At 60.8% G+C, this 7,134-nt stretch carries 7 protein-coding genes; 4 read left to right on the top strand and 3 right to left on the bottom strand.

Annotation, left to right across the window (positions count from 1 at the left end):
* From HA052_RS23545 to tssB, 3 genes are all read right to left on the bottom strand, one after another.
* Positions 1–195: hypothetical protein (locus HA052_RS23545; RefSeq protein WP_166453862.1), on the bottom strand; the 195-nt coding region annotated here is incomplete at its 3' end.
* Between the two features lie 60 nt (positions 196–255).
* Positions 256–1,788: a type VI secretion system contractile sheath large subunit gene (gene tssC, locus HA052_RS23540; protein ID WP_166453861.1), complete on the bottom strand. Its 1,533-nt coding sequence runs from the start codon at positions 1,786–1,788 to the stop codon at positions 256–258.
* Between the two features lie 15 nt (positions 1,789–1,803).
* Complete coding sequence (gene tssB, locus HA052_RS23535; RefSeq protein ID WP_166453860.1) at positions 1,804–2,310, bottom strand: type VI secretion system contractile sheath small subunit; 507 nt, start codon at positions 2,308–2,310, stop codon at positions 1,804–1,806.
* Between the two features lie 513 nt (positions 2,311–2,823).
* Between tssB and tssK the strand changes: the two genes are divergently transcribed.
* From tssK to HA052_RS23515, 4 genes are all read left to right on the top strand, one after another.
* Positions 2,824–4,167: a type VI secretion system baseplate subunit TssK gene (gene tssK / locus HA052_RS23530; protein ID WP_166453859.1), complete on the top strand. Its 1,344-nt coding sequence runs from the start codon at positions 2,824–2,826 to the stop codon at positions 4,165–4,167.
* Complete coding sequence (locus HA052_RS23525) at positions 4,164–4,826, top strand: DotU/TssL family secretion system protein (protein WP_166453858.1); 663 nt, start codon at positions 4,164–4,166, stop codon at positions 4,824–4,826. The genes tssK and HA052_RS23525 overlap by 4 nt, the downstream gene beginning before the upstream one ends.
* 11 nt (positions 4,827–4,837) lie before the next feature.
* A complete protein-coding gene (locus HA052_RS23520) occupies positions 4,838–6,481 on the top strand; it encodes an OmpA family protein (protein WP_166453857.1) in 1,644 nt (547 codons plus the stop codon).
* 126 nt (positions 6,482–6,607) lie between these two features.
* A complete protein-coding gene (locus tag HA052_RS23515; RefSeq protein ID WP_166453856.1) occupies positions 6,608–7,093 on the top strand; it encodes an Hcp family type VI secretion system effector in 486 nt (161 codons plus the stop codon).
* Positions 7,094–7,134: the final 41 nt, after the last annotated feature.

Genomic DNA, 7,134 nt, shown 5'->3' with positions numbered 1-7,134 from the left:
GTGGGGGCCGTGGATGGAGAACAGCGCGAATCGGTCCAGCAGGGAGACGAGGTCGATGTCTTGTTGGGCGGAGGTGAAGCGGATGTCGGCGGCGAAGGGGCGGCCGAGGGTTTCGTCCAGAGTGAAGGATTCAACCGACAGCAGTTCGGCCGGGAGTTCGGCGATTTTCAGGTGATAGTGTTGTTGTGGCGGCATGGCGGCTCTCCCGATGGGGCCTGCCCTCGAGCCGTGGAAACGACCCGAGGGGACGGGCGCTTAGTTTTTGGCCTTGGGCATTTGCGAGACCAGCGACAGGTTGATGTCCAGGCCCTCCACCTGGAAGTGGGGCACGATGAACAGTTTGACCTTGAAGAAACCGGGGTTGTCGTCGATGTCTTCAACGATGACCTGGGCGTCGCGCAGCGGATGCGAGGCCTGCAGCTCGTCGCTGGGGTCGGTCATTTCGGTGACCAACAGCTTGATCCAGGTGTTGAGTTCCAGTTCCAACAGCCGGCGGTCCTTGGTGGCGCCGATGTTCTCGCGCTGGATCAGCTTCAGGTAGTGCGCCAGCCGCGACAGCAGGAAAATGTACGGCAGCCGCGCGTTGATGCGGCTGTTGGCGCTGGCTTGCTTGGTGTCGTACAGGGCCGGCTTTTGCGCCGAGTTGGCGGAGAAGAAGCAGGCGTAGTCGCGGTTTTTGTAGAAGGACAGCGGAATGAAGCCCAGGTTGGCGAATTCGAATTCGCGGGTTTCCGGGATCAGCACTTCGGTGGGGATTTTCACCTGATTGCCTATGCCCAGGTCGTACAAGTGGATGGGCAGGTCTTCCACCAGGCCGCCGGCCTGTGGGCCGCGCACTTGCACGCACCAGCCGTTGCCGATGAAGCTGCGCACCATATTGGCGGCAAAGGCGAAGCCGGCGTTGGTCCATAGGTAGCGCTGGTGGTCCGGACCCTTGACGTTTTCGGCGTAGTTGAAGCTGCGCACCGGCACGGTGTCGGGGCCGTAGGGGAGGCGAGCCAGGAAGCGCGGCAAGGCCAGACCGATGTAGCGGGCGTCGTCGCTATCGCGGAAGCTGCGCCATTTGATGTATTCCGAGCGGTCGAAGTAGTTGGCCACGTCCTGGATGGCGGCGACTTCGTCCATGTTCTCCTTGCCGAAGAAGGCCGGCCCCACTGCGCCGATGAAGGGCATGTGAGCGGCGGCGGCCACCTTGGAGATGTCGCGCAGCAGCGCGATGTCCTGCGGGCTGCGGTCGAACTCGTAGTTGGAAATGATGGCGCCTATGGGTTCGCCGCCGGGGGTGTCGTATTCCTGAATGTAGGTGTGCTGGTACAGGCCGCTCTGTATCACTTCCGGCGCGTCGTCAAAGTCGTTGCGCAGGTCTTCCTTGCTGACGTCCAACACCTCGATCTTGACGTTCTTGCGGAAGTCGGTGCGGTCCACCAGAAAGCGCAGCCCGCGCCAGGCGGACTCGATTTGCTGGAAGGCAGGGTTGTGCATCACCGCGTCCAGCTGACGGCTGATTTGCGCGTCGATGCGGGCAATGTGGAAGTCCAGCAGGCTTTTGTCCAAACGGTCCACTTTTTGCGAGGACTCCTGGATCATTTTCAGGAATACGTTCACTGCCACCGCGATGCGTTCGTCCAGCGGCGCGTCTGACATCACTTCTGCGGTCTGATAAGCCTCGATGGGCTGGGTGCTGGCCACGGGCGCCAGGTTGATCTTGGCGCATAGCGACTCGTAAACGCTGGCCGGGGATTCCAGCACGATGGTGTCCTCTGGCTGCTGTTGCTTTTTGGTCGACATGAGTGGGCTCCTGGTTTAGTGGGCGGCTTGGCCGAGCGGGATGATGCGTTCCAGTTCGCTGCGCAGGTTGGCGGACAGCGAGTCGTCGCGCAGAATTTTTTCCAGCTCGCGCCGGAAGGACGCGTTGTCCAACAGATTGGCTTTGAGGTCGCGAAGCAGGTTGCGCATCGCCAGCAGCGCGCGCAGCTCCGGAATCCGCGCCGCCACCTGTTCCGGGTGGAAATCCCGCAGGGCTTTGAAGTCCAGATCCACCGCCATTTCGGAGCCGTCGCCGGCCAGGGTATTTTCCACCACCAGCTTGGTTTTGGGGTTGAGTTCGGCCAGCACCGCGTCGAAGTTGTTTTTGTCGATCGACACCTTTTCCCGTTCCGCCAGCGGCCGCTGTTCCTGGCCATGGCTGTAGTCCCCCGCCACCAGCAGTTTCAGCGGGAGTTCGACTTTCTTCTGCGCCCCGCCGGTATGCAAATCCAGCTTGATGTTGACCCGTGCGGCGGGCACTTCGTTTTGAAAACTTTCAGCCATGGTGTTTCCTCCAGCGATCAAGGTTTATGCATGTCCATTTCTCCTGATGGGTAAATGGACGGAGTGTCCCCGTTTGTTGAACTGTCGCGGTTTTCTGGCGACGTTTTTAAGGTTTTTATCTCTTGTTATTTTGGTCAAGATGGCTGATGTATTTTTATATCTGTCCTTATGTTTTTGTATGCTTTTTGTGGATTTATTTTTCAATGTTAACCAAGTTTTATGGTTTGGCGCAATATGGTTTTTATTTGACAGTCTTAGAGGTTTGATGTCTATAATGGCATTATTTTTCTATATTCAATTTGTTTTATTTATATGGCATTTATTGTTTTTATTGTTGGGTATGAATTGAATTGGCAGGTTTGTTTTTAAGTATTTTTCTTTAATTATTTGCACTTTAATTTTGTTCTAATTTGAATTTGTTGGCGTGGTTTTATTTTAGGATTAATCCTATGTTCTGGTTTGCGCTGCCAGTGGTAGTTGTATTTTAAAGAGCTTGCCTCAGAGGTTATTCGCATGAGAGTTTTTCGTCCGATGTGGATGGAGGGCGCTTTATTGTCCCCTCAACATTTTCAGCAGCAGTCATTGTGGTTTTCGCACCTGGCGGCCTCGTTTGGGCGTTTGGCTCAGCCTTATTTTTGGGGGTGCTGGGAGCTGGAATGGGATGAGGCCGCTTTGAGTCTGGGCAAGCTGAAGCTGGAAAGGCTGCGCCTGATCCTGCCGGATGGCGCCGTGGCCGATTGCGTCGAAGCTGACCGTTTGCCGCCGGCGCGGGATTTTGCCGCGCCGGTCGAGGCGCAGAGCGTGCTGGTGTTCCTGGGCCTGCCTTTGTGGGAGGCGGGGGGCGGCAATTGCGAGCGTGACGGCGAGACGCCGGAGCGGCCCAGGCGACAGCGTTGCGAATACCTGGAGGTGGAGGATTTGTACGACGGCCCGCCGGCGGAGCTGGCGGTGGAGCGCGGTAATTTGCGTTTGCTGCTGGAGTTTGAGGAGCGGGCGGATTATGTCTGCTGTCCTTTGCTGCGCTTGAGCCGCAATGGCCAGGGGCAATGGATGCGGGATCCCTCTTTCTGGCCGCCGGCGTTGCGTTTGGACACGGTGCCCGGCTTGATGGATTTGCTTGAGCGAATAGAGGAGATGTTGTTGGCGCGCAGCCGTCAGTTGTCTGAGCGCCGGCGCGAGCGTGGACACGGTCTGGTGGATTTTTCAGTGTCGGATGCCGGCTTGTTCTGGTTTTTGCATTGCGTGAACAGCGCTTGGCCGGTATTGGCGCATCTGCGGCAGACGCCGGTCAGCCACCCGGAAGCGCTGCATCGCGCGTTGGCGCAGTTGTGCGGCATGTTGTCCACGTTTTCGCTACAGCAAGATCTGGCGGACATTCCCGCTTACCGGCATGAAGACGCCAGGCCGGGTTTTCTGATGTTGGAAGACTGGATCCGGGGCTGTCTGGACACGGTGATTCCCTCCCAAGTGGTGTTGGTGTCCTTGGAGAAAGGCGAGTTGTCGATGTGGCATGGCCAGTTGGCGGATTCCAGGCTGGGCGAACAGGGTGGTTTTTATCTGTCGGTGAAGGCGGATATGCCGCCGGCGCAGTTGCTGGAGCGTTTTCCGGCGGTGTGCAAGATTGGCGCGCCGGAGGATGTGGAAACCGTAGTCAGCACCGCGTCCGGAGGCGTGCCCTTGAGCGTGCCGGCGCGCTTGCCGGCCGCTTTGCCGGTTCGGATGGAAAACCTGTATTTCGCCTTGGATGCCGGTCATCCGGCTTTTCAGCGCATGTTGGCGGCGCAGGCGTGTTCCTGTTATGTGCCCGCGTCTTTGCCGGGCGTGGTGCTTGAACTCTTTGTGGTGTTGAAATCATGAGCAAACTATTTCCGCCAGAGACTTTGGCTCGTAGTTTCCGGGATACCGCGCTGACGGTGTCGATGTTGGCGGACAAGGACGCGCCGGAACATGTGGAGGATTGGCGCGAGCATGCGGCCGGTCTGGTCAGCGCGACGCGCGAGGATTTGCGCCAGGCAGGCGCCGGAGAAGCCTTGATTGAGCGGGCCAGTTACGCGCAGTGCGCATTGCTGGACGAGGCGGCGTTGCGCCGCCTTGAGGGCGCGAAACGAGCGGAGTGGGCGCGGGAGCCCTTACAAGTGCGTTTTTTCAACAGCTATCAGGCCGGCGAGGTGTTGCTGGGACGGATGCGGGCGCATTTGGCTCAGCCTGCCGCGGAACCGGCGCTGAGCTGGTGTTACGCAATGGTTTTGGCCTTGGGGTTCCGCGGAGGCGAGGACGATGCGGCCAGTCAAGCCTTGCTGGGACAATTGAGCGCGGGCTTGCCGGCGCCGCCGCCGTTGTCGGCCGGCGAGTTTGATGGCGCGGTGGCCATGTTGCGCGGCGGGGTGTCCTGGCGTTTCCGGCGCTTGGCTTTGCCGTTGGCCGCGGCTGGGGCCGGCCTGGCCGCGGCGCTGCTTGGATATGCCGCGTTGAGCTGGTGGCTGGGCGTTGCCGATGCCGCCTTGGCGCTGTCGTAAAGGGGCGGGCGATGCGTATTCACGCGCATTTTTTCTGCTTGTGGGCACTGTCGTTGGCGGCGCTAGCGTGGTGGTTGGCGCAAATGGCGCCGTGGGGCGCAATGGTTCGCTTGGGCGCGGGCTTGGCGGCTGCGGCGCTCTGGCTGGGCTGGGCCGGCTGGCGGATATGGCGCTGGCGCCGCGACGGCGCGGCGCGAGAGCTGCTGCTGCCGGGTTTGCTGGCTTTGCCGCAGGGGTGGCGAGGTGGGCGCGCCACGGTAGTGGAGTTGGAAAGCCCGCGCGGAGCTTATGTTGCTGCGGAGGATGGCATGCTGCGGGCGATGGTGCCGACCCCGGCCTTGCTGGAGCGCGCGGTGGCGGAGCTGGTGGCTTGGCGGCGGGGCTCTCCGCCCGATGCCCTGGCCTTGCGTTTGGAGGCGGCGGCCGAGTGCGGCGAGCCGGCCTGGCTGGGGCGCTTGCAGGCGTGGCGGCAGGCGATTGCCGATGTGGAGCGCCGTCTGGCTTGTCGGTTGCCGGTTTATTTATTGGTGGGATTTCCCGCGCCGGCGCGCTGCTCTGGTGTCGGAGGGACTTTGGGCGTGGTGTTGCAAGGTTCTCCGTGCGCCAGCCTGCGGCAGTGGCGAGAGTGGTTGGACGATTGGCGCAGCCGGATGGAGCTGCAACCGCCGGTTTTGGGCGACGAGGATGCGCGAGCGCGCTTCGATTTGCGCTTGCGCGCCGGCGCGGTGGGAGGCTGGCTAGGCGCTCAGGTATTGCCCGCTTTGTTGCAGGGGGCTACGCCGGCTCCGGCGACCGGCTTGCAGGGAATCGCCTTGCTGCCGACGCAGGGAAAGGATGCGGCTTTGTCGCCATGGGGCCGTTGCCGGCAGGCCTTGAGTGGTTTGACGGTGCGCTCGCTGAACATAGGCAAGAGCGAACGGGAAGGGGTGTCCAGAAGCTGGTTGTTTGGTTTGGAGCCGGGTGGGTGCCTGCCTGCAGCTTGGAGGTTGGCGTTGAGTCTTTGGCTTTTGGCCTGCCTGACGGCATTGGCTGCGTTTGCCGCCTCGGCCTGGTCCAACCGAGCGCTGTTGGAGCGTTTGTCCGCCAATGTCGCGCACTATCGCTCGCTGCCGGCGGAGCGGGACGCGGAGCGCCGTCAGGCCTTGCGGGTGCTGGAGCGGGATGCGCGCGAATTGCAGAGCCATGCCGATCTTGGCGTGCCCTTGCGCTTGGGTTTCGGGTTTTACCGTGCGCAGCCGTGGCGGGAGCGTATTGCCCGGTTGATTGCCGATTATCGCCCGCCGGCGGCGGCGCCGACCTCGGTGCTGTTGGATAGCCTGTCCTTGTTCGATAGCGGCAAGGCGGTGTTGCGCGTCGGCGCGGAGATGGCCTTGAAGCCTGCTTTGGCGGCGCTGGCGCTTTATCCGGAGCGAAACGTGTTGGTGGCGGGGCATACCGACAGCGTGGGCCAGTCGGAAGCCAATCAGCGCTTGTCGCTGGAGCGCGCCGCGGCGGTGCGAGACTGGTTGACGCAAGCGACCGGGCTGCCGTTGACCCGTTTCGCCATCCAGGGCTATGGCGCAACCCGGCCTCTGGCGAGCAATGACGATGTCGAGGGCCGGGCGCGTAACCGGCGAGTGGAGATTACCTTGTTGCCGACGCTGCCCGTCAAGTGACGGGCGGCCCGGTTGCGAGGCGGCCGCAGGGTGCGGCGCGCTCGCTCCGTGGCGTTGATGTTGGGCGAAGCGGATGGCGGGCTTTTTTAAATTTAAATTATTAAGTTAAGCCAAGGAGAGTTTGACATGGCAATCCCAGCATATATGTGGCTGAAGGATGACGGCGGCGCGGACATCAAGGGTTCGGTGACGGTGCAGGGCCGAGAGAACAGTGTCGAGATCGTGTCATTCGGACACGAAGTCAGCATTCCCACCGATGGCAATACCGGCAAGCTGACCGGTACCCGTGTGCATGCGCCGATGCGGCTGACCAAGGAGTTCGACGCCTCATCGCCGTATCTGTACAAGGCGGTGACCAGCGGTCAAACGCTGAAGGAAGTCGAATTCAAATGGTATCAGATCGATGATGCCGGCAGCGAGCAGGAGTATTTCAATATCAAGCTGGACAACGTGAAAATCGTGTCGGTGGCGCCGTTGATGTACAACGTCAAGGACCCCGCTTACGAACGTTACAACCATTTGGAACAGGTGGAGTTGCGCTACGAGAAGATCACCTGGGCCTATAAGGACGGCAACATCATTCATTCCGATAGTTGGATTGAAAACCGCTAATCGCGTGCGCCGCCGCCAGCACGTAGACGGTGCTGGCGGCG

It is taken from the genome of Chromobacterium fluminis, from assembly GCF_011602385.1.
GTDB classification, from domain to species: domain Bacteria; phylum Pseudomonadota; class Gammaproteobacteria; order Burkholderiales; family Chromobacteriaceae; genus Chromobacterium; species Chromobacterium fluminis.
This window is presented reverse-complemented; position numbering and strand designations above follow the sequence as displayed.